Here is a 19,809-nt window from a genome sequence, read left to right as displayed (position 1 = left end):
GCCCCGCTCGGGCACCGCACACCGACCCACACACTACGCGTCGTCGTTTTGGCTGCCCGGCCGACCCGACAACGGTGCGGGCCGTCACACCACCGGGTTGAACGACCTGGGCCGCCGTCACGTACCGCACACCATGCGAGATCCCCGGGCGGACGTTTAGTCACGCTCGATAGGGTCACCAGTGAGGGTTCCGCCCATCTGCCGAGGAGCACAACCATCGTGGCTGCCAACCGACCCGAGCACTCCGCACTCAACTGGTCCGACCTCGATCGCCGGGCCGTCGACACCGTCCGCGTGCTGGCCATGGATGCCGTGGAGAAATCCGGCAACGGCCACCCGGGCACCGCGATGAGCCTCGCGCCCGCGGCCTATCTTCTCTTCAACCGGGTCATGCGGCACAACCCGGCCGACCCGAACTGGCCCGGCCGGGACCGGTTCGTGCTCTCCGCCGGCCACTCCAGCCTGACGCTCTACATCCAGCTCTTCCTCTCCGGCTACCCGCTGAGCCTGGACGACCTGAAGTCGCTGCGCCAGTGGGGCTCGATGACCCCGGGCCACCCGGAGCACGGCCACACGCCGGGCGTCGAGACCACCACCGGCCCGCTCGGGCAGGGTCTGGGCAACGCCGTCGGCATGGCCATGGCGGCCCGCCGCGAGCGGGGCCTATTCGACCCGGAGGCCGAGCCGGGCACGTCGGTCTTCGACCACAACATCTGGTGCATCGCCTCCGACGGCGACATCGAGGAGGGCATCAGCCACGAGGCCAGCGCCCTCGCCGGGCACCAGCAGCTGGGCAGCCTCACGCTGATCTACGACGACAACGAGATCTCGATCGAGGACGACACCCGGATCGCCAAGAGCGAGGACGTGGCGGCCCGCTACGAGGCGTACGGCTGGCACGTGCAGACCGTCGACTGGCGCAGCGGGGACGCCGACCAGGGCGACTACCACGAGAACGTCGAGGCGCTGTACGACGCGCTGGTGGCCGCCAAGGCGGAGACCACCCGCCCCTCGTTCATCGCGCTGCGCACCATCATCGGTTGGCCCGCGCCCAACAAGCAGAACACCGGCAAGATCCACGGCTCCGCGCTCGGCGCCGACGAGGTCAAGGCCACCAAGCGCATCCTCGGCTTCGACCCGGAGCAGACCTTCCAGGTCGACGAGGAGGTGCTGGGTCACGCCCGCACGGTGATGGGTCGCGGCTCGGACGCCGAGCAGGCGTGGACCGCGTCGTTCGACGCCTGGAAGAAGGCCAACCCCGAGCGCACCGCGCTCTACGAGCGGCTCGCCGGCCGGGTGCTGCCCGACGGCTGGACCGACGCGCTGCCGGTCTTCCCCGCCGACGCCAAGGGTGTGGCCACCCGGGCCGCGTCCGGCAAGGTGCTGGAGGCGCTCGCGCCGGTGCTGCCGGAGCTGTGGGGCGGCTCGGCCGACCTGGCCGAGAGCAACAACACCACCATGAAGGGCGAGCCGTCGTTCATCCCGGCCTCGCACGCCACCAAGGACTTCCCGGGCCACGAGTACGGCCGCACGCTGCACTTCGGCATCCGTGAGCACGCCATGGGCGCGATCCTGAACGGCATCGCCCTGCACGGCGGCACCCGCCCGTACGGCGGCACGTTCCTGGTGTTCAGCGACTACATGCGCCCCTCGGTGCGGCTGGCCGCGCTGATGAAGCTGCCCGTGACGTACGTCTGGACGCACGACTCGATCGGTCTGGGCGAGGACGGCCCGACCCACCAGCCGGTGGAGCACCTGACCGCGCTGCGCGCCATCCCGGGCCTGGACGTGGTCCGCCCGGCGGACGGCAACGAGACGGTGTGGGCCTGGCGGCAGGCGCTGGAGCACACCGACCGACCGACCGCGCTGGCGCTGAGCCGCCAGGCCCTGCCGACCCTGGACCGGGAGGTTCTGGGCGATGCGTCAGGTGTGGCCAAGGGCGGTTACGTGCTGGCCGAGGCGTCCAACGGCAAGCCCCAGGTGATCATCATCGGCACCGGGTCCGAGGTGCAGCTCGCCCTGACCGCCCGGGAGCGGCTGGAGGCCGACGGCACCCCGACCCGGGTGGTCTCGATGCCCTGCCAGGAGTGGTTCTACGAGCAGGATGAGGCGTACCGGGAGTCGGTGCTCCCGCGTGGGGTAAAGGCACGGGTGAGCGTGGAGGCGGGCATCGCGATGTCCTGGCGCGGGATCGTCGGCGACCTGGGCGAGAGCGTCAGCATCGAGCACTACGGCGCGAGCGCCCCGCACACCGTGCTCTTCGAGCAGTTCGGGTTCACCCCCGACCGGATCGTGGCGGCGGCGCACGCCTCGCTGGCCCGGGTGGGCGACATCACCGGTTTCACCACCGGCAACTGAGGGAGCGTAAACGGCATGACCGACAAGCTGAATGAGCTCACCGCCGCGGGTGTGGCGGTCTGGCTCGACGATCTCTCCCGGGTGCGTCTGAGCTCCGGCGGGCTGGACCAGCTCCGCCGCGAGAAGCACGTGGCCGGGGTCACCACCAACCCGACGATCTTCGCAAAGGCGCTCAGCGACGCCGACGAGTACAACTGGCAGCTTCGCGACCTGGCCACCCGTGGCGTGGACGTCGAAGAGGCCGTCCGGATGCTCACCACGTACGACGTACGGTGGGCGTGCGACGTGATGCGCCCGTCCTACGACGGCAGCGCCGGCGTGGACGGCCGGGTCTCCATCGAGGTGGACCCGCGCAGCGCGCACGACGCCGACAAGACGGTCGCCGAGGCCAAGGCGCTGTGGTGGCTGGTCGACCGGCCCAACCTCTTCATCAAGATCCCGGCCACCGAGGAGGGCCTGTCGGCGATCGCCGACACGCTCGCCGAGGGGATCAGCGTCAACGTGACGCTGATCTTCGGCCTGGACCGCTACTCGGCGGTGATGGAGGCGTTCCTGGCCGGCCTGGAGCGGGCCAAGGCCAACGGTCACGACCTGTCCACCATCGGCTCGGTCGCGTCGTTCTTCGTCTCCCGGGTGGATTCCGAGGTCGACAAGAGGCTCGAGAAGATCGGCTCGGACCAGGCCAAGGCGCTGCGCGGCAAGGCCGCCGTGGCCAACGCGCAGCTCGCGTACGAGCGGTACACCGAGGTCTTCTCCTCGGACCGCTGGAAGGCGCTCGAGGCCGCCGGCGCGCACCCGCAGCGGCCGCTGTGGGCCTCCACCTCGACGAAGAACCCGGACTACCGGGACGTCATCTACGTCGAGGAGCTGATCGCCGCCGGAACGGTCAACACCATGCCGGAGTCGGTCATCCACGCGTACGCCGATCACGGCGAGACCCGCGGCGACACCGTCACCGGGTCCTACGACGCGGCCCGGAAGGTCTTCGCGGACCTGGAGTCGGTCGGGGTGGACATGGCGGACGTGATCGTCACCCTGGAGCGCGAGGGCGTGGAGAAGTTCGAGGCGAGCTGGCAGGAGCTGCTCGACGGCGTCAGCAAGTCGCTGAAGGCCGCGGCGAAGGGCCAGGGTGCGCCGAACAAGGCCGCCGAAGGCAACGCCAAGGCCGCCGAGAAGGCCGGTGGCGCGTGAGCGAGCCGATCAGCACCCAGCGAAGTGGAGTGGCGGCATGAGCGAGCGCAGCGAGCGAATCGGCAAGCCCAGCGTGAAGGCGCCTCATGACGGCACGGAACGAAGTGGAGTGGCGGCATGAGTGATCTTCTTGCCGGGCCGGCGGAGGCCGCCGCCGGGCTCGCCGTCTACGGCGCGGACGCGGTCGACAAGGCCGCGCCCGCCTCGACCCGGGAGGCGCTGGTCAAGGCCGGCGTCCCCGGGCGGCTGGCCGCCAAGGACACGACCCTGTGGGGTTCGGACGCCGAGGCCGAGGCGAAGATCCGGCTCGGTTGGGTGGATACCCACCAGCGCAGCCGGGAGCTGCTGGCGCAGCTCGCCGAGCTGAAGGCGGAGCTGGCCGACCTGGACCACGTCGTGCTCGCCGGCATGGGTGGCTCGTCGCTCGCCCCCGAGGTCATCACGCGGACCCTGGGCCGGCCGTTGACGGTGCTGGACACCACCGACCCGGGCCAGGTCCGGGCGGCCCTCGGTGACCGGCTGGAACGCACCGTGGTGGTGGTCGCCAGCAAGTCCGGCTCGACGGTGGAGACCGACAGCCACCGCCGCGCCTACTGGCAGGCGTTCCTGGACGCCGGGATGACCGAGGCGGAGGCCGGCCGGCACTTCGTCATCGTCACCGACCCGGGCTCGCCGCTGGAGGCGACCGCGACCGAGATGGGCGCGTTCACCGTGCTCGCCGACCCGAACGTGGGCGGCCGGTACTCGGCGCTGACCGCGTTCGGGCTGGTGCCGTCCGCGCTGGCCGGCGTCGACGTGTCGGAGCTGATCGACCAGGCCGACGCGTTGGCCCGGTCGCTCGCCGCCGACAGCGACAACCCGGCGCTGGCGCTGGGCGCCGCGCTGGGCGCCGCCGCCACGCTGGCCCGCGACAAGGTCGCCCTGGTGTCCGACGGCACCGGCATCGACGGTCTGGGCGACTGGGCCGAGCAGCTCATCGCCGAGTCGACCGGCAAGGCCGGCGTGGGCATCCTGCCGGTGGTCGTGGAGTCACCGCAGAGCCCCGGCGCGACCGGCCCCGACGTGCTGACCGTCAGCTACGGCGGCGCGCTGGCCGCCGGTGACGTGCCCGGCGGCGGCGCCGACCCGGACGTGGCCGTCAACGGCCCGCTCGGCGCGCAGTTCCTGGCCTGGGAGTACGCCACCGCGGTGGCCGGCGTGGTGCTCGGCATCGACCCGTTCAACCAGCCGAACGTCACCGAGTCCAAGGAGAACACCAACAAGATCCTGGCCTCGGGGCTGCCGACGGAGGAGCCGTCGTTCACCGAGGGCGCGATCGAGGTGTACGCGCCGCAGGGCGCCCCGGGTGACCTGGCCGGGGTGCTGCGGTGGCTGCTCGACGGGCTGGGCGACGACGGTTACCTCGCGGTGATGGCGTACCTCGACCGGTTCGCCGACGCCGACACGGCCGGGTTGCGGCCGTTGCTGGCCGGCGCGTCCGGCCGGCCGGTCACCTTCGGCTGGGGGCCGCGGTTCCTGCACTCCACCGGCCAGTACCACAAGGGCGGCCCGCAGGTGGGCAGCTACCTGCAGGTGACCGGCGCGGTCGCGGAGGACCTGGACGTGCCGGGCAAGCCGTACACCTTCGGCGAGTTGCAGGCGGCGCAGGCCGCCGGCGACCGGCAGGCCCTCGCCGGCCGGGACCGGCCGGTGCTGCGACTGCACCTGACCGACCGGGCCGCCGGGGTCGCCCAACTGCTCGACGCGGCCGGTCAGCTGCGCACGTGAGGATGGACGACGTGACCCAAGGCGTGAACCCGCTACGCGACCCGCAGGACCGCCGGTTGCCCCGGATCCCCGAGCCGTGCGCTCTGGTGATCTTCGGGGTGACCGGCGACCTGGCCCGCAAGAAGTTGCTGCCGGCGGTCTACGACCTGGCGAACCGGGGGCTGCTGCCGCCCGGTTTCGTGGTGCTCGGCTTCGCGCGCCGCGACTGGGGCGACGGTGACTTCGAGACCCTGGCCTGCGAGGCGGCCAAGAAGCACGCCCGTACGCCGTGGCGGGACGAGGTCTGGGCGCGGCTGGCCGGCAACATCAAGTTCGTGGGCGGCTCGTTCGACGACGACGCCGCCTTCGACCAGCTCGCCTCGACCTTGGACGACCTGCGCCAGACCCACGGCATCGCCGGTAACGCGGCGTTCTACTTCTCCATCCCCCCGGCCGCCTTCCCCGTCGTGCTCAAGCAGTTGGCCCGCACCGGGATGGCCGACAACGACAAGTCCGGCGGTTGGCGGCGGGTCGTGGTGGAGAAGCCGTTCGGCAACGACCTGCCGTCGGCGAAGGCGCTCAACGACCTGGTCGACGACGTGTTCACCCGGCAGGACGTCTTCCGGATCGACCACTACCTGGGCAAGGAGACCGTCCAGAACATCCTGGCCCTGCGGTTCGCCAACAACCTGTTCGAGCCGCTGTGGAACTCCAAGTACGTCGACTCGGTGCAGATCACCATGGCCGAGGACGTCGGCATCGGCACCCGGGCCGGCTTCTACGACACCGTCGGCACCGCCCGCGACGTGCTGCAGAACCACCTCCTGCAACTTCTCGCCCTGGTGGCGATGGAGGAGCCGACCAGCTTCGACGCCGACGAGATCCGGGCCGAGAAGCTGAAGGTGCTCAAGGCGATCACCCTGCCGAAGGACGTGGCCCGGGACACCGTCCGGGGCCAGTACCTGCCCGGCTGGGTGGGCGGCGAGCGCGCGGTCGGCTACCGGGAGGAGCGGGACGTGCCCGCCGACTCCACCACGGAGACGTACGTGGCGGTGCGCCTCGGCATCCAGAACCGGCGCTGGGCCGAGGTACCGTTCTACATCCGGGCCGGCAAGCGACTCCCCCGGCGGGTCACCGAGGTCGCCATCATGTTCAAGAAGGCGCCGCACCTGCCGTTCAACGACGCCGACATGGAGTCGCTGGGCAACAACCAGTTGGTCATCCGGGTGCAGCCGGACGAGGGCGTGGTGCTCAAGTTCGGCTCGAAGGTACCGGGCACCACCATGGAGGTCCGCGACATCGCCATGGACTTCCAGTACGGCGAGGCGTTCACCGAGTCCAGCCCGGAGGCGTACGAGCGGCTCGTCCTGGACGTGCTGATCGGGGACCGCACGCTGTTCCCGGACGCCGCCGAGGTCGAGCAGAGCTGGCAGGTCATCGACCCGCTGGAGCACGCCTGGGTGGGCACCACCCCGGAGCCGTACCGGGCCGGCGAGTGGGGTCCACGGGCGGCTGACGAGATGCTGGCCCGTGAGGGCCGCGCTTGGAGAAGAGCATGATCGGGCTGTGGGACACCACCGGCAACGAGGTGGTCAAGGCGCTGGCCGCCGAGCGGCGTAGCGCCGGTGGTGTGGCCAGCGGCATGGCGCTCACCCTCATCGTGGTGGTGGACGAGAAGCGCGTGCGCGAGGCGGAGGCGGCGGCGACCATCGCCGCCGCCGCCCACCCGTGCCGGCTGGTGGTCGTGGTCCGCTCAGACATCGAGCGGGACCGGAACCGGCTGGACGCGGAGATCGTGGTCGGCGGTCGTCTCGGCCCGTGCGAGGCCGTGGTCACTCGGATGTACGGGCGGCTCGCCCTGCACGCCGAGTCGGTGGTCATGCCGCTGCTGGTGCCGGACGTACCGGTGGTGACCTGGTGGCACGGTGAGCCGCCCGCGGAGATCGCCACCGACTTCCTCGGTGTGGTCGCGGACCGGCGGATCACCGACTCCGCGCAGGCCGCCGACCCGGTGGAGGCGCTGCGCCAGCGGGCCCGGGACTACGCCCCGGGCGACACCGACCTGGCGTGGACCCGGATCACCCCGTGGCGGACCCTGGTCGCCGGGGCGTTCGACACCACCAGCGAGCAGGTCACCGAGGCGACCGTCGTCGCGCCACCCAGCGACCCGACGGCGGCCCTGATGGTCGGTTGGCTGTCCAGCCGGCTCGGCATCACCCCGCGCCGGGTGGACACCGACGAGTTCCCCCGCATGCGCGAGGTGCAGTTGACCTGCGCCAACGGCGACAAGCTGACGCTGACCCGCGAGGACAGCCTGGCGGTGTTCCGGCGGACCGGTCAGGAGGATCGGGCGCTGCCGCTGGTCCGTCGGCCGCTCGGCGACGAGCTGGCCGAGGAGCTGCGCCGCCTCGACGCCGACCAGGTGTACGCGGAGGCGTTGGGCGCGACCGCCGGCCTGCGCGGTCTGGAGCAGCGCCCGCCGCAGCGGGTGCACGTCTGGAAGGATCCGGCCACGGCCCAGCGCGCCGAGGCCGGGGTCACCGCGCACACCGGCACGAGCGGCGAGAGCTGAGCAGTACGACACCGGCAGGGCCGGGACGCACCGTCCCGGCCCCGCACCGCCACCTCCGGACGCTCGGCGTCCGGGCACGACGCGACAGCGACCGCCCAGCGGTCCGGAAACGAAGGCACAACCCATGAGTGAGGCGAGTGTCGCCGTCCACGCCGACGCCGATCTGCTGGCGCAGGCCGTGGCGGCCCGACTGCTGGTGAAGGTGCTCGACGCCCAGGCCGACCGGGGCGAGGCCGCGGTGGTCCTCACCGGTGGTCGGGTCGCCGCCGCCGTCTACCGGGCGGTGGCGCAGCTGCCGGCCCGCGACGCGGTCGACTGGTCCCGGGTCGACGTGTGGTGGGGCGACGAGCGGTTCCTGCCGTCCGGTGACCCGGAGCGCAACGAGACCCAGGCGCGGGCCGCCCTGCTGGACTCGGTGCCGCTGGACCCGGCCCGGGTGCACGCCATGCCGGCCTCCGACGGCCCGGCCGGCAACGACCCCGAGGCGGCCGCCGCCGCGTACGCCGAGGAGCTGGCCCGCGCCGCCCGGCCGGGGCACGCCGCGCTGCCGCACTTCGACGTGCTGATGCTCGGTGTGGGCGAGGACGGGCACGTCGCCTCGGTCTTCCCGGAGCACCCGGTGCACCACGACACGCGGCCGGTCAGCGCGGTGCGGGGCAGCCCGAAGCCGCCGCCGGTGCGGACCACCCTCACCCTGGGGGCGATCAACACCGCCGAGGAGGTCTGGCTGGTGGCCGCCGGCGCCGACAAGGCACGCGCGGTGGGCATGGCTCTGGCCGGCGCGGGGCCGGTGCAGCTCCCGGCCGCCGGGGTGCACGGCGTGGACCGTACCCGCTGGTTGCTGGACCGCGCGGCCGCTGCGGACGTGCCGGCCCGCCTGCGCAGCCTGCGGTAAGTGAAAGGAAGGGCCCCTTATTATCGCCTGGCGTTGAATAAGGGGCCCTTCCTTTCACTCGCCGCGTCGGCGGCGCAGCGCGGCGAGGGCCTCGGCCAGCAACGCCTCCCCCTCCTCGGCGGTACGCCGCTCCTTCACGTACGCCAGGTGGCTCTTGTAGGGCTCGGCGCGGACCCGTCCGGGCGGGTTCTCGGCGTCCAGGCCGGCGGGGAGCCCGCAGCGGGGGCAGTCCCACAGCGGCGGCGCCGTGGCGTCGGCCGCGATCCGGATGTCGGTCTGGTGATCGTTGCGGCACCAGTAGGTGACGGCCTGTCGGGGGGCCGGCTGGTGCCGCTCGTCCGGGCGCATGGGCGCGGACCCGACGCGGGCGCCACGGATGACATTGCCACTGGGCACGGCTGCTCGCTCCTGTCGTCGGAGGGGACCCGCCGCCGTCGGGGATGGGCGGCGGGCGACGCGGTGCAGCGGAGAAAATACTGCGCGCGGCCCGTCGAGTGACGGACCGCGCGCAGATTGTACGACTTGGCGGGCTTGCTCAGGTGCCGCTGTTCATCTGGAGACGGAGCCAAAGACCCAGCCCGACGATTGCCGCGAACCAGACGACACCCACCAGAACGGTGTACCGATCCAGGTTCTTCTCGGCCACCGAGGAGCCGGCGAGGCTGGAGCTGACACCGCCGCCGAACATGCTCGACAACCCGCCGCCCTTACCGCGGTGCAGCAGGATGAGCAGGGTGAGCAGAATGCTCGTGATGACCAGCAACACGATCAACGTGTATGCGAACCAGATCGGCATGGCTGGGGGCAGTCCTCTCGTAGCGATCCTCGCCCGGACAGGTCGGGCACTCCGGCACCGGCCGGTGGACGGGCGGTGTCCAGAATAGCGAGCGATCAGCGAGCGATGTGCTCGGGGAAGCGGCAGATCTGCGCGAATTCCTCCGCGTCCAGGCTCGCGCCGCCCACCAGGCCGCCGTCCACGTCCGGCTGGGCCATGATCGAGGCGACGTTTGACGCCTTGACCGAGCCGCCGTAGAGGACCCGGACGGCGTCAGCGGTCTCGGCGTCGAAGCGCTCAGCCAGCCGCTGGCGGACCGCGCCGCAGACCTCCTGGGCGTCCTCCGGCGTGGCCGTCTTGCCGGTGCCGATCGCCCAGACCGGCTCGTACGCGATGACCACCTGGCGTACCTGCTCGGGCGTGAGCCCGGCGAGGCCCCCGTCGAGCTGGTCGGAGCAGTGCGCCACGTGGGTGCCCTGCTCGCGCACGTCCAGCCCCTCCCCCACGCAGAGGATGGGGGTCAGGCCGTGCGTGAGCGCCGCCTTCACCTTCGCGTTGACGACCGAGTCGTCCTCGTGGTGGTAGGCCCGCCGCTCGGAGTGCCCGACCACCACGTACGTGCAGCCGAGCTTGGCCAGCAGCGGCCCGGAGATGTCACCGGTGTACGCGCCGGAGGCGTGCGGGGACAGGTCCTGCCCGCCGTAGCCGATCAGCAGCTTGTCGCCGTCCACCGCCGTCTGCACGGTGCGCAGGTCGGTGAAGGGCGGCAGCACCACCGTCTCGACCTCGGTGAGCTGCTTCTCGGTGAGGCTCGCGGCCAACTTCTGCACGAGCAGGTTGGCCTCGAGGTGGTTGAGGTTCATCTTCCAGTTGCCGGCCATCAACGGCCGGCGGGTCGTGCTCGCCATGCTCAGTTCTCCAGGGCCGCGATGCCGGGGAGGGTCTTGCCCTCCAGGTACTCCAGGGAGGCGCCGCCACCGGTGGAGATGTGACCGAAGCTCGACTCGTCCAGGCCCAACGCCCGCACGGCCGCCGCGCTGTCACCGCCGCCGACGACGCTGAACGCGTCGGCCTTGGTGATCGCCTCGGCGACACCCCGGGTGCCGGCCGCGAAGGCGGCCATCTCGAACACGCCCATCGGCCCGTTCCAGAAGATCGTCTTCGCCTGGGACAGGGCGGCGGCGAAGCCGGCCACCGTCTCCGGGCCGATGTCCAGGCCGAGCCGGTGGCTCGGGATGCCGTCGACGCGGACCGTGTCGTGCGCGGCGTCCGGCGCGAACGCGTCCGCGACCACCACGTCGACCGGGAGCAGGATCTTGCCGTCGGCCCGCTCCAGCAGGTTGCGGCAGGTCTCGACCATGTCCTTCTCCAGCAGCGAGGTGCCCACCTCCAGGCCCTGGGCCTTGAGGAAGGTGAAGCACATCCCGCCGCCGATGAGCAGCCGGTCGACCGTCGGCAGCAGCGCCTCGATCACGGCCAGCTTGTCGGAGACCTTGGACCCGCCGAGCACCACCACGTACGGCCGCTCGGGCTCGCTGGTCAGCTTGGAGAGCACCTCGACCTCGCGCAGCACCAGCCGGCCGGCCACGTGCGGCAGCCGCGCCGGCACGTCGTACACGCTGGCGTGCTTGCGGTGCACGGCGCCGAACGCGTCGTCGACGTACGCGTCGCCGAACGCGGCGAGCTGGTCGGCGAACGCGCCCCGGTCGGCCTCGTCCTTGCTGGTCTCACCGGCGTTGAAGCGCAGGTTCTCCAGCAGGGCGACCTGGCCGTCGGCCAGGTCGGCGACGGTCGAGCGGGCGGAGTCACCGACGGTGTCGGTGGCGAAGTGCACCGGCGCGCCGAGCAGCTCACCGAGCCGGTCGGCGACCGGGCTCAGGCTGAACTGCGGGTCGGGCGCGCCCTTCGGGCGGCCCAGGTGCGAGCAGACGACCACCTTCGCGCCGGCCTCGACCAGCGCGCCCAGGGTCGGCAGCACGGCGCGGATGCGGCCGTCGTCGGTGATGGCACCGGACTGCTTGTCGAGCGGGACGTTCAGGTCGGCGCGCACCAGCACGCGCCGACCCGACACCCCCTCGGCGAGCAGGTCGTCGAGGGTCCGGATGCTCACAGCGAGGTACCGACCAGCTTGACGAGGTCGACGAGGCGGTTCGAGTAGCCCCACTCGTTGTCGTACCAGCCGACGACCTTGACCTGGTTGCCGATGACCTTGGTCAGCGGCGCGTCGAAGATGCACGACGCCGGGTCGGTGACGATGTCGGAGGAGACGATCGGGTCCTCGTTGTAGACCAGGATGCCCTTGAGCGGGCCCTCCGCGGCGGCCTTCAGCGCGGCGTTGACCTCGTCCACGGTGGTCTCCCGGCCGACCTCGACGGTCAGGTCGGTGGCCGAGCCGGTCGGGATCGGCACCCGCAGCGCGTACCCGTCGAGCTTGCCCTTCAGCTCCGGCAGCACCAGGCCGATGGCCTTCGCGGCGCCGGTGGAGGTCGGGACGATGTTCAGCGCGGCGGCGCGCGCCCGGCGCAGGTCCTTGTGCGGCGCGTCCTGCAGGTTCTGGTCCTGGGTGTACGCGTGGATCGTCGTCATCAGACCCTTGGTGATGCCGAACGTGTCCTGCAGGACCTTCGCCATCGGGGCGAGGCAGTTCGTCGTGCACGAGGCGTTGGAGATGATGGTGTGCTTCGCCGGGTCGTAGGTGTCGTGGTTGACACCCATGACCACGGTGACGTCCTCGTTCTTCGCCGGGGCGGAGATGATGACCTTCTTGGCGCCGCCGTCGATGTGCGCCTTGGCCTTGGTGCCGTCGGTGAAGAAGCCCGTCGACTCGATGACGACGTCCGCGCCGACCTCGCCCCACGCCAGCGCCGCCGGGTCCTTCTCGGCGAACGCCTTGATGGTCTTGCCACCGACGGTGATCTCGTCGGCGGTGGCCTTCACCTCGTACGGCAGGCGACCCAGGATGCTGTCGTACTTGAGCAGGTGGGCGAGCGTGCCGTTGTCGGTCAGGTCGTTGACCGCCACGACCTCGATGTCGGCGTCGGACGCCAGCACTGCCCGGAAGAAGTTACGGCCGATTCGGCCAAAGCCGTTGATGCCAACCCGGATGGTCACAGGTCCCATCTCCTCGCGTTCTGGTCCGCCGGCTTGACTCAACGGGCCGGCGGGAATGGTGTGCGCCGACCGTTGGAGCCGGCCGTCGACGGTTCATCTCGGCCACCCCGCCGCGCGGTCTGAGGACCTGACCGCCCGAGGCGGTGGGCACGACGAGAGGTGCCGATGTCGGCCCCCTTGCCGTACTCAGCGACCCTATCCGAGCGTGCGGGAGCACGCCGCGCCGGGGCGTGCTCCCGGCGCACCGTACGGGCCCACCGTCCTATCAGACCACGAGCATGTCGGGCGTGACGGCTGCTTCCGTATCCGGGATGCCGAGGTCCCGGGCCCGCTTGTCGGCCAGCGCCAGCAGGCGGCGGATCCGCCCGGCGATGGCGTCCTTGGTCAGCGGCGGGTCGGCCAGCGCCCCCAGCTCCTCCAGCGACGCCTGCCGGTGCTCCAGGCGCAGCCTCCCCGCGTCGGTGAGGTGGTTGGGGGCCTCGTCGGCCAGGATCTCCAGGGCGCGGGTGACCCGGGCGGCGGCGGCCACCGCGGCGCGCGCCGAGCGGCGCAGGTTCGCGTCGTCGAAGTTCGCGAGCCGGTTGGCGGTGGCCCGCACCTCCCGGCGTACCCGACGTTCCTCCCAGGCCAGCACGCTGGAGTGCGCGCCGATGCGGGTGAGCAGCGCGGCGATCGCGTCGCCGTCCTTCACGACGACCCGGTCCACCCCGCGTACCTCACGGTTCTTGGCCGTGATGCCGATCCGGCGGGCCGCGCCGACCAGCGCGAGCGCCGACTCCGGCCCCGGGCAGGTGATCTCCAACGCGCTGGAGCGGCCGGGCTCGGTGAGCGAGCCGTGCGCCATGAACGCGCCCCGCCACGCCGAGACCGCGCAGCAGACGTTCGCCGCCACCACGTGCGGGGGCAGCCCCCGCACCGGCCGGCCGCGCACGTCCAGCAGGCCGGTCTGCCGCGCGAGCGCCTCGCCGTCCTTGACCACCCGGACGATGAAGTGGCTGCCCTTGCGCAGCCCGCCGGAGGCGAGCACGTGGATCTCGCTCGGGTAGCCGTAGACCTCGGCGATCTCCCGGCGCAGCCGACGCGCCACCGCGCCGGTGTCCAGCTCCGCCTCCACCACCACCCGGCCGGAGACGATGTGCAGCCCTCCGGCGAAGCGCAGCAGCGCGGCCATCTCCGCCCGCCGACAGCAGGGCTTGGGCACGTCGACCCGACTCAGCTCGTCCTTGACCGCAGCCGTCATCGCCATTGTGCGTCCCCTCACGGACCTGTTCCGGCGTGTCGCCGGTGATTACGTACGTGTCTAACGATCGGCGCCCAGGACAGGCACCAGCGCGGCGCCCAGGGCAGCCGGATCATGGCGGGGAGTGCCGTCGGTGACGGCGACGGGGGCTAGGACCAGGCGGGCACCCAGCGATTCTGCCGCACGTTCGACCGGTTCCGGGTCACCCACCGCCTTGGCGTCCGCCAGCACGAGATCAACCTTCAGCTCCGGCAGGTACCAGTGCAGCGCCGCCAGATGATCGGCGACCGAGAGGCCGAGGGTCTCCTTCTCCGCGGCCAGGTTCAGCGTGACCAGGCGTCGGGCCGAGCTGGACACGATCGCGTCGGCCAACTGCGGCACCAGCAGGTGCGGCAGCACGCTCGTGTACCAGCTACCCGGCCCGAAGATCAACCAGTCCGCCGCGCCGATCGCGGCCAGGGCCTCGGCGCAGGCCGCCGGGGCGGCCGGCGTCAGGCGCAGCGACTCGACCCGCCCGGTCGTGACCGCCACCTGGTGCTGACCGCGCACGGTCCGCACCTCGTCCGGGGCGTCCGGGTCGACCCCGCGCACCCGCGCCTCGATGTCGACCGGCTGGCGCGACATCGGCAGCACCCGCCCGACCGCGCCGAGCATCGCCCCGGCGTGCTCCAGCGCCGCCACCGGGTCGCCGAGCAGCTCCATGAGGCCGCTGAGCACCAGGTTGCCCACCGCGTGCCCGGCCAGGCCGTCCGCGCGGGCCCCGTCACCCGCCGCCGGGTCCGCGTCTGTCGGCTTTCGGGCAACCGGGTCCGCGTCCGTCCGCAGCGCGTCGCCGGCTGCCGGGGTCGCGTGCGCTCGGGCAACCGGGTCCGCGCCCACGCCGGGCGCGTCGCGCGCCGCCGGGGCCGCGTCGGTCCCGGCATGCTGGGGTACGCGGACAGCCTGCGCCGCCGCGAAGCGGTGCTGGAAGAGCCCGGCGCTGCGTCGGGTGGCCGGATGGTCGCCGGCCAGCGCGACCAGGGCCTGCCGCAGGTCACCCGGGGGCAGGCCACCCCGTTCGGCGCGCAGCCGGCCACTGGAACCGCCGTCGTCGCCGACCGTCACCACGGCGGTGATGTCCAGGTCGAGTTCGGGGGCGCAGTGCCGCAGCGCGCGCAGCGACGCCGACAGGCCGTGCCCGCCGCCGAACGCCACCACCCGGCGCGTCGTCATTCCCGCCCCAGGTCGCGGTGCTGGGCGTTCGCCGCCAGCCCCGACTGACGCAGCCGGCCGGCCAGCTCCTCGGCGATGGCCACGCTGCGGTGCTTGCCGCCGGTGCAGCCCACGGCCACGGTCAGGTACCGCTTGCCCTCCCGCTCGAACCCCGTGGTGGTGGCGTTGACCAGGTCGGCGTACGAGGCCACGAAGGCGTCCGCGCCCTCCTGCCCCAGCACGTACGCGCTGACCGCCTCCTCCCGGCCGGTGTGCTCGCGCAGCTCCGGCACCCAGTACGGGTTGGGCAGAAACCGGGCGTCCAGCACGAAGTCGGCGTCCGGCGGCAGGCCGTACTTGAAGCCGAACGAGAGCACGGTCACCCGCAGCCGCCGGGCGTCCTCGCCGCCGAACAGCTCCTCGATGCGCCGGCGGAGCTGGTTGACGTTCAGGTGGCTGGTGTCGATGATCACGTCGGCCTGGTCGCGGGCCTCCTCCAGCAGCCCGCGCTCGACGGCGATACCGTCGGCGAGCCGCCCGTCACCCTGCAACGGGTGCGAGCGCCGGACACTCTCGAACCGACGGATCAGCACCTCGTCGTCGGCGTCGACGAACACCACCCGGGGCGAGAAGCCGCGCTCCTTCAGCTCCCGGATCGCCCCCGCCAGGTCGGTGGAGAAGGCGCGCGAGCGCACGTCCAGGACCATCGCCGTACGCCGGGCGGCGCCGCCGGCCTTGAACGCCAGCTCGGCCATGTCGAGCATGAGCGCCTGCGGCAGGTTGTCCACGACGTAGTAGCCGACGTTCTCCAACGCGCGGGCGACGGTGCTGCGACCGCCACCGGACAGCCCGGTGACCACCACCAGGGTGGTCTCCGACTCGGCCGTCGGCTGCCCGTCACCGACAGTGTGCGCCTCGCTCACCCGTACCCCCAAGACGTGGCGCCGCGGCCGCCATCGGCCGCGATTGGTCAATCAGCGACTCTATCCCGCCGGTCGGGGTGGGCACGGGCACGCCCGCCGCCGCGCGCCGCGGGCGGGCCGGGGGCGTGGTAGCGCCGCCCTCCGGCGACGGAACGTTCAGCCGCGCGGATCGCGTCGCAGGCCGGTCACGAACGACGACCAGGCGTCCCGGCCGAAGACGAGCGCCGGGCCGCCCGGGTCCTTGGAGTCCCGCACCGCCAGCCCCTCGGGGAGTACGGCCACCTCGACGCAGTTCGAGCCGCTTGCACTGCTCCGGCTGCTCTTACACCACGTGGCCGTGGGAGTGTCCGGAGCCGTCATCGGTCAAACCCCTTGCGTCCCGGTCAGTAGTCACCCGCCACCCGTGCCAGGAAGCCAGCCGACTCGTCAGGGTCGAGCGCCTTGGCCATGAGGTGATCGAACATGAGTCTATATCGGGCGACGTGCCTCTCCTCTTCGAGCAGGAGCGTGCTGGAGTCGTTGTCGAGATAGACGACGGTGGGGTCCAGGCTCGGATCGGCATAGTCGAGCAGGGTGAACGGGCCGCCCATTCCCGCGTGCGCGCCGGCGGCGAACGGCAAGATCTGGATCTCGACAGTAGGCAGCTCACATGCCTCGATCAGGCGGGCGAGCTGCGCTCGCATCACGTCCCTGCCACCCACGACGCGACGGACAGCCGCCTCATCAAGCACCATCCACAGCTTCGGCGGCACGTCGCGCGAGAGCATGGCCTTGCGGGCGAGTCGGGCTGCCACCCGCCGGTCGGTCTCGTCCTGGTCGGCGGTGCTGCGACCCGCTCTGACGATGGCGCGGACGTACTGCTCCGTCTGCAACAGGCCGGGAACGTACAGACACTCGAACGCGCTGATCGACGTCGCCTCCGCCTCGAAGCCGACGAAGTCGTCCGGCAGCACGTCGCCGTACGCGCTCCACCACCCCTTCTGCCGGGACTGCCGCAGCAGCGCGTTCAGCGACTCCCGCTCGCCCTCGGATGCGTCGTAGAGGTCGAGCAGCGGGGGCAGGTCCTTGGGCATCACCCGCGAGTGTCCGAGTTCGAAGCGGATGACCTTCGTCCGGTGCCAGCCCAGGATCTTGGCGACCTCCTCGGCGGTGTGCCCGGTGCGGTCCCGCAGGCGGCGCAACTCGCGCCGCAGCCGGCGGGCTCTGATCGTCGGACTGGGCACCTGTGCCATCGCCGCCGTCACCTCCACTGTGAGTGATCGATTCTTACCCAAGAGCGACGACACCTCAAGCATCTGTTTCCAAAGAATGGCGACGTTGCATTTTTGCCTCGCCTGGTCCAGGCTCTTGACGAGGATCCGCTACGGAGAGGCAGGGCATCGTGACGGACAATCGATCGTCTCGTTGGGATGGTGAGTCCCGGCGGCCCCGTGACGGCCAGGACGACCTGACCGACCTGCTCGACCGGGCCGACGTGTCCGAGCGGGTCCGGGCCGCCATCGAATTCGCGTTGGCAACGCCGGAGACACTGTCGTCGTACCTCATCGCTCTGGGTCCGACGGAGCGCGAGCGGCCGGCGGCCCGGCGCTGGACGCTGCACCTGTCCTACCTGGCGACGGACCTGACGGAGGCCCGCGACCAGGCCGTCGTCTACACGGAGGGGTTGACCGCCCTGCGCCCCGAGGTGGCCGCCGGGGCCGCGCTGCTGTCCCGGGCCGACGCCTGGCACCACGTCGAGCCGGTGTTCTGCGGCCGGAGCGGCCCCGACAACGAAGTCTGCATGGACGTCAACGGACACCCCGGCTTCCACAGCGCGGCCGGCATCGGTGGGCTCTGCTGGGGCGACGGAGACGGCACGTCGGCGCAGTGACCGTCGCGGCGCGGCGGACGCGCCGGCCGCCGTGCGGGCGATGCTGTCGGGGAGGGCTCGTAGACTCCCCGGATGGCTTCCCCGACCGAGCTGCGGACCGACGACGCGCTGGCGGCGCTGCGCCGGGTGTTCGGCTACGACGCCTTCCGCGGCTTCCAGCAGCAGGTCATCGACCATGTCGTCGCCGGCGGCGACGCGCTGGTGCTGATGCCCACCGGTGGCGGCAAATCGCTGTGCTACCAGATCCCGGCCCTGGTCCGCGACGGCGTCGCGGTCGTCGTGTCGCCGCTGATCGCGCTCATGCAGGACCAGGTGGACGCGCTCACCGCGGTCGGCGTACGCGCCGGCTTCCTCAACTCGACGCAGACCCTCGACGCCCGCCGCCGGGTCGAGGCGGCCTTCGTGGCCGGCGAGCTGGACCTGCTCTACCTGGCGCCGGAGGCGCTCGGCGTCCGGTCCACCCTCGCCCTGCTCGACCGGGGGCGCATCTCCCTGTTCGCGATCGACGAGGCGCACTGCGTGTCGCAGTGGGGGCACGACTTCCGGCCCGACTACCTGGCCCTGTCGATGCTGCACGAGCGGTGGCCGCAGGTCCCCCGCATCGCGTTGACCGCCACCGCGACGAGCGCCACCCGCCGCGAGATCGCCAGCAGGCTGGGCCTCGACGACGCGCGACACTTCGTGGCCAGCTTCGACCGGCCCAACATCCAGTACCGGATCGTGCCCAAGCGGGAGCCCCGCAAGCAACTGCTCGCCCTGCTGCGCGACGAGCATCCCGGTGACGCGGGCATCGTCTACTGCCTGTCCCGCGCCTCGGTCGACAAGACCGCCGAGTTCCTGACCGCCAACGGCATCGCCGCGCTGCCCTACCACGCCGGCCTCGACGCGGCGACCCGCGCCGCCAACCAGCACCGCTTCCTGCGCGAGGACGGCCTGGTCATGGTGGCCACCATCGCCTTCGGCATGGGCATCGACAAGCCCGACGTCCGCTTCGTGGCCCACCTCGACCTGCCCAAGTCGGTCGAGGGCTACTACCAGGAGACCGGCCGCGCCGGCCGCGACGGGCTGCCGTCCACCGCCTGGCTGGCGTACGGCCTGCAGGACGTGGTGCAGCAGCGCAAGCTGATCGAGACGTCCGACGGCGACCTGGCCCATCGCCGCAACCTCGCCGCGCACCTCGACGCGATGCTCGCGCTCTGCGAGACGGTCCGGTGCCGCCGGGTGCAGCTACTCGAATACTTCGGCGAGAGCGAAACCTCGGCCTGCGGCAACTGCGACACCTGCCTCAACCCACCGGAGTCCTGGGACGGCACGGTCGCCGCCCAGAAGCTGCTGTCCACCGTGTTCCGCCTCGACCGCGAACGCAACCAGCGGTTCGGCGCCGGGCACTGCGTCGACATCCTGCTCGGCAAGCAGACCGACAAGATCAGCCAGTACGGTCACGACGCGCTGACCGTCTTCGGTATCGGCACGGAGTTGAGCGAGGCCGAGTGGCGGGGCGTGGTCCGGCAGCTCCTCGCCGAAGGGCTGCTCGCCGTCGAGGGCGACTACGGCACGCTCGCGCTGACCGAGGCGAGCGCCGACGTGCTTGGCCGTCGTCGTACCGTCACCATGCGCCGCGAACCGGAGAAGCCGGCGTCGAGCCGCTCGTCGAAGCCGCGCGGCTCGTCCACCGTCGCGGCCGAGCTGACCCCGGCCGCCGCGTCCGTCTTCGAACGGCTGCGCGCCTGGCGGGCGGCCACCGCCAAGGAGCAGGGCGTGCCGGCGTACGTCATCTTCCACGACGCGACGCTGCGCCAGATCGCGAGCGACGAGCCCACCTCGCTGGCCGAACTGTCCCGCGTCAACGGCGTCGGCGAGAACAAACTCGCCAAGTACGGCGAGCAGATCCTGGCCGTCCTCGCTGGCGAGTGACCTTATGCCGAAAGGGCCGGACC

The 19,809-nt window shown here is 72.0% G+C and carries 18 protein-coding genes; 8 read left to right on the top strand and 10 right to left on the bottom strand.

Going from position 1 to position 19,809, the window contains the following annotated elements:
- Positions 1-219 precede the first annotated feature (219 nt).
- From tkt to pgl, 6 genes are all read left to right on the top strand, one after another.
- A complete protein-coding gene (gene tkt, locus AB0B55_RS06760; RefSeq protein WP_357134292.1) occupies positions 220-2,358 on the top strand; it encodes a transketolase in 2,139 nt (712 codons plus the stop codon).
- 15 nt (positions 2,359-2,373) lie between these two features.
- Positions 2,374-3,549: a transaldolase gene (gene tal, locus AB0B55_RS06755; RefSeq protein ID WP_357134290.1), complete on the top strand. Its 1,176-nt coding sequence runs from the start codon at positions 2,374-2,376 to the stop codon at positions 3,547-3,549.
- Positions 3,550-3,666: 117 nt separating this feature from the next.
- Positions 3,667-5,316 carry a glucose-6-phosphate isomerase gene (locus AB0B55_RS06750; protein WP_357134288.1) on the top strand — a complete coding sequence of 550 codons (1,650 nt, stop codon included), beginning with the start codon at positions 3,667-3,669 and terminating at the stop codon, positions 5,314-5,316.
- Positions 5,317-5,339: 23 nt separating this feature from the next.
- The gene (gene zwf, locus AB0B55_RS06745) at positions 5,340-6,854 is read left to right on the top strand and encodes a glucose-6-phosphate dehydrogenase (RefSeq protein ID WP_357134368.1); all 1,515 of its coding nucleotides are present in this window, start codon (positions 5,340-5,342) and stop codon (positions 6,852-6,854) included.
- Positions 6,851-7,867, top strand: coding sequence for a glucose-6-phosphate dehydrogenase assembly protein OpcA (locus tag AB0B55_RS06740; RefSeq protein ID WP_357134286.1), 1,017 nt, complete (start codon positions 6,851-6,853; stop codon positions 7,865-7,867). The genes zwf and AB0B55_RS06740 overlap by 4 nt, the downstream gene beginning before the upstream one ends.
- A 124-nt stretch (positions 7,868-7,991) precedes the next feature.
- Positions 7,992-8,762, top strand: a complete 771-nt coding sequence (gene pgl / locus AB0B55_RS06735) for a 6-phosphogluconolactonase (protein WP_357134284.1) — start codon at positions 7,992-7,994, stop codon at positions 8,760-8,762.
- A 54-nt stretch (positions 8,763-8,816) separates the two neighbouring features.
- On the opposite strand, the gene AB0B55_RS06730 is transcribed toward pgl, so the two are convergent.
- The 10 genes from AB0B55_RS06730 to AB0B55_RS06685 all read right to left on the bottom strand — a co-directional run bounded on the left by AB0B55_RS06730 (position 8,817) and on the right by AB0B55_RS06685 (position 17,234).
- Positions 8,817-9,158 (bottom strand): RNA polymerase-binding protein RbpA, encoded by a 342-nt coding sequence (locus AB0B55_RS06730; RefSeq protein WP_357134282.1) that lies wholly within the window; start codon positions 9,156-9,158, stop codon positions 8,817-8,819.
- A gap of 139 nt (positions 9,159-9,297) precedes the next feature.
- Positions 9,298-9,558 carry a preprotein translocase subunit SecG gene (secG, locus tag AB0B55_RS06725; protein WP_357134280.1) on the bottom strand — a complete coding sequence of 87 codons (261 nt, stop codon included), beginning with the start codon at positions 9,556-9,558 and terminating at the stop codon, positions 9,298-9,300.
- Positions 9,559-9,653: 95 nt separating this feature from the next.
- Positions 9,654-10,445 carry a triose-phosphate isomerase gene (gene tpiA, locus AB0B55_RS06720; protein WP_357134278.1) on the bottom strand — a complete coding sequence of 264 codons (792 nt, stop codon included), beginning with the start codon at positions 10,443-10,445 and terminating at the stop codon, positions 9,654-9,656.
- 2 nt (positions 10,446-10,447) lie between these two features.
- A complete protein-coding gene (locus AB0B55_RS06715) occupies positions 10,448-11,647 on the bottom strand; it encodes a phosphoglycerate kinase (RefSeq protein WP_357170848.1) in 1,200 nt (399 codons plus the stop codon).
- Positions 11,644-12,648: a type I glyceraldehyde-3-phosphate dehydrogenase gene (gene gap / locus AB0B55_RS06710; RefSeq protein ID WP_357170846.1), complete on the bottom strand. Its 1,005-nt coding sequence runs from the start codon at positions 12,646-12,648 to the stop codon at positions 11,644-11,646. Before gap ends, AB0B55_RS06715 begins: the two co-directional genes overlap by 4 nt.
- 265 nt (positions 12,649-12,913) lie before the next feature.
- Positions 12,914-13,894, bottom strand: a complete 981-nt coding sequence (gene whiA / locus AB0B55_RS06705) for a DNA-binding protein WhiA (RefSeq protein ID WP_030337350.1) — start codon at positions 13,892-13,894, stop codon at positions 12,914-12,916.
- Between the two features lie 54 nt (positions 13,895-13,948).
- Positions 13,949-15,100 (bottom strand): 2-phospho-L-lactate transferase CofD family protein, encoded by a 1,152-nt coding sequence (locus tag AB0B55_RS06700; protein WP_357134272.1) that lies wholly within the window; start codon positions 15,098-15,100, stop codon positions 13,949-13,951.
- Complete coding sequence (gene rapZ, locus AB0B55_RS06695) at positions 15,097-16,002, bottom strand: RNase adapter RapZ (protein ID WP_357170844.1); 906 nt, start codon at positions 16,000-16,002, stop codon at positions 15,097-15,099. The genes AB0B55_RS06700 and rapZ overlap by 4 nt, the downstream gene beginning before the upstream one ends.
- A 156-nt stretch (positions 16,003-16,158) precedes the next feature.
- Entirely contained in the window at positions 16,159-16,362 is a 204-nt protein-coding gene (locus tag AB0B55_RS06690; RefSeq protein WP_357134270.1) for a DUF397 domain-containing protein, read from the bottom strand.
- 23 nt (positions 16,363-16,385) lie between these two features.
- Entirely contained in the window at positions 16,386-17,234 is an 849-nt protein-coding gene (locus tag AB0B55_RS06685; protein ID WP_357170842.1) for a DUF5753 domain-containing protein, read from the bottom strand.
- Between the two features lie 149 nt (positions 17,235-17,383).
- Here AB0B55_RS06685 and AB0B55_RS06680 point away from each other — a divergent pair, with 149 nt between their 5' ends.
- Complete coding sequence (locus tag AB0B55_RS06680; RefSeq protein WP_357170840.1) at positions 17,384-17,872, top strand: hypothetical protein; 489 nt, start codon at positions 17,384-17,386, stop codon at positions 17,870-17,872.
- A 72-nt stretch (positions 17,873-17,944) separates the two neighbouring features.
- On the top strand, positions 17,945-19,786 hold the full coding sequence (gene recQ, locus AB0B55_RS06675) for a DNA helicase RecQ (RefSeq protein ID WP_357170838.1): 1,842 nt from the start codon (positions 17,945-17,947) through the stop codon (positions 19,784-19,786).
- The last annotated feature ends 23 nt before the right edge of the window (positions 19,787-19,809 follow it).

Origin of the sequence: Micromonospora sp. NPDC049107 (assembly GCF_040648595.1) — a bacterium.
GTDB lineage: Bacteria > Actinomycetota > Actinomycetes > Mycobacteriales > Micromonosporaceae > Micromonospora.
Note: the sequence above shows the minus strand (reverse complement) of the source record. Positions and strands in the feature narration are given on the sequence as shown.

Coding starts and splice junctions, on each gene's coding strand:
- AB0B55_RS06750 (WP_357134288.1), top strand. CDS start 3,667: ATGAGTGATCTTCTTGCCGGGCCGGCGGAGGCCGCCGCCGGGCTCGCC.
- AB0B55_RS06700 (WP_357134272.1), bottom strand. CDS start 15,100: ATGACGACGCGCCGGGTGGTGGCGTTCGGCGGCGGGCACGGCCTGTCG.
- secG (WP_357134280.1), bottom strand. CDS start 9,558: ATGCCGATCTGGTTCGCATACACGTTGATCGTGTTGCTGGTCATCACG.
- AB0B55_RS06690 (WP_357134270.1), bottom strand. CDS start 16,362: ATGACGGCTCCGGACACTCCCACGGCCACGTGGTGTAAGAGCAGCCGG.
- whiA (WP_030337350.1), bottom strand. CDS start 13,894: ATGGCGATGACGGCTGCGGTCAAGGACGAGCTGAGTCGGGTCGACGTG.
- AB0B55_RS06740 (WP_357134286.1), top strand. CDS start 6,851: ATGATCGGGCTGTGGGACACCACCGGCAACGAGGTGGTCAAGGCGCTG.
- AB0B55_RS06685 (WP_357170842.1), bottom strand. CDS start 17,234: ATGGCACAGGTGCCCAGTCCGACGATCAGAGCCCGCCGGCTGCGGCGC.
- tal (WP_357134290.1), top strand. CDS start 2,374: ATGACCGACAAGCTGAATGAGCTCACCGCCGCGGGTGTGGCGGTCTGG.
- pgl (WP_357134284.1), top strand. CDS start 7,992: ATGAGTGAGGCGAGTGTCGCCGTCCACGCCGACGCCGATCTGCTGGCG.
- tpiA (WP_357134278.1), bottom strand. CDS start 10,445: ATGGCGAGCACGACCCGCCGGCCGTTGATGGCCGGCAACTGGAAGATG.
- recQ (WP_357170838.1), top strand. CDS start 17,945: ATGGCTTCCCCGACCGAGCTGCGGACCGACGACGCGCTGGCGGCGCTG.